Source organism: Paenibacillus xylanilyticus (assembly GCF_013359935.1).
GTDB lineage: Bacteria > Bacillota > Bacilli > Paenibacillales > Paenibacillaceae > Paenibacillus > Paenibacillus xylanilyticus.
In genome coordinates this window covers 1-1,638 of the sequence record NZ_JABMCB010000089.1, presented here as the reverse complement: position 1 = coordinate 1,638, position 1,638 = coordinate 1, and the positions used below count along the sequence as shown (strand labels likewise).

Below are 1,638 nucleotides of genomic sequence, written 5' to 3'. Positions count from 1 at the left end.
GCCCCAGCCGGTTTTTTACCCCACTGTACGAAATTTTTATAGGGCCCATGCCCTCTTTAGGCTTCGTCCAGTCATTCACCTTCATTTTTATTGAAGGGCTTAAAAGGGCATTTCCGTCCGTCTGATGACGTGTGCCTGTGCAACAAAAAAAGCCATTCACTGATGGCCTTTAGGAAATCATCTTTTTGATTTGGAATCGCAATTCGGCAACACGTGTCACAAAACGGTCAGTCAAAGTGTCACCGCGCAGTTTTGAAGTGAACTCATGCCATAGCTGAAGCGCATATGTAGCAACCTGATAATCCTTTCTCTTGCTCTTGTCGTATCTGATGCTGTCCATGTACTCCCTGAGCGGACGATTGATTTTTACAGAGAACAACACCCATCCATCATAGTCAGGCGTCTTCAGCTGCTTGGCATACTCCTGTTCCAGCTCGTCAACATAATCCCTCAGCTTCATAGGTTATCACTCCTTTGCTTTGGATAGTCTTACATCATTACCAAACCCACCATCTTGGGTAACTGTCTTGATGTCATGGCACCTCTTGCATAATGCTTGCCAGTTGTTTGAATCCCAGAACAGAGAGTCATCACCTTTGTGTGGGATAATGTGGTCCACTACTGTTGCAGGCGTGCCCTGACCCTGAGCCTCGCACTCAACGCAGATAGGATGCTTACGCAAGTATCCTTCCCTGGCTTTGCGCCACTGGCCGTTATAACCACGCTGCGTAGATGTGCCGCGCCTTTGGTCTATCTCTCTTGCTCTTTGTTTCTTGTGAGCAGGACAGTACGCTTCACCTGAAAGCTCAGGGCAACCAGGATGATTGCACGGCCGTTTAAGTTTGATCGGCATCGGTTTCTGATCCGTCAATGAGTATGCACATGTTCTTAATAAACTTTCTAACAGTTGTTTCAATGTCCGGCACGCCTGAACTAAATACGATGTCCGATAACTCAAAATGGTATTGGCTTGTAAGATCTCCATTAGGCAATATCAACGTTGCTTCAACACGACACCCATTCAGCTTTACTTCTGCTCGCCCATCGTCAGCATGGAACGATGAATAGTTATTCTGAACAGAGTGAATCAGTAGCGGCAACTTATCCTGAACCAGCGCAACCCCTGGTTCTAATACTTTTGTCGGTATGACTGCCCCTGCACACCTGTGGCATCTTTGGCCATCCAGCTCATTGCTTTTGAAACTCTTCATCTTCCACCCGCATTCGATACAGGAGTAGACGTGCTTAAACCCTCTCATACCCATTCATCCTTTCTTGCATGCTGGCATCATACAAACTTGTTTACTGCCTGCCCATGATCCCCAGACACAACCTCTGCATTGTTCAGGCTGTAGCTTGGATACGATAGGTACGGCTGGTATCTTCCCTATGCCTTTGTTGACCACGGTTAATCCCCCAGATGATCCGCTTCAAGGTCGCAGAGCTCGTCCACGATAACTATCCGCGGGTTCAGTCCTTCAAGTGGGTTTACTCCTTCAGCCTGCTTCAAATACACCAGCGGAATGCCATAGGCGGAAGCGATCTTTTTCTGGAGCGCTTCTCTATCAAGCTTTTCGTTTTCCATGCTCATCCTTCTTCCTCAATGAGTTATTCATATCTATATATTTTGCATAACTG

Annotated in this window: 4 protein-coding genes; all 4 read right to left on the bottom strand. The window is 46.9% G+C overall.

Annotated features, from left to right (window positions below):
* Window positions 1-169: 169 nt before the first annotated feature.
* The 4 genes from HP552_RS00755 to HP552_RS00740 all read right to left on the bottom strand — a co-directional run bounded on the left by HP552_RS00755 (window position 170) and on the right by HP552_RS00740 (window position 1,585).
* Window positions 170-460, bottom strand: a complete 291-nt coding sequence (locus tag HP552_RS00755) for a hypothetical protein (RefSeq protein ID WP_175393862.1) — start codon at window positions 458-460, stop codon at window positions 170-172.
* A gap of 6 nt (window positions 461-466) precedes the next feature.
* The gene (locus HP552_RS00750) at window positions 467-853 is read right to left on the bottom strand and encodes an HNH endonuclease (protein WP_175393861.1); all 387 of its coding nucleotides are present in this window, start codon (window positions 851-853) and stop codon (window positions 467-469) included.
* On the bottom strand, window positions 837-1,259 hold the full coding sequence (locus HP552_RS00745; protein WP_175393860.1) for a hypothetical protein: 423 nt from the start codon (window positions 1,257-1,259) through the stop codon (window positions 837-839). The genes HP552_RS00750 and HP552_RS00745 overlap by 17 nt, the downstream gene beginning before the upstream one ends.
* A gap of 149 nt (window positions 1,260-1,408) precedes the next feature.
* A complete protein-coding gene (locus HP552_RS00740; RefSeq protein ID WP_175393859.1) occupies window positions 1,409-1,585 on the bottom strand; it encodes a hypothetical protein in 177 nt (58 codons plus the stop codon).
* Window positions 1,586-1,638: the final 53 nt, after the last annotated feature.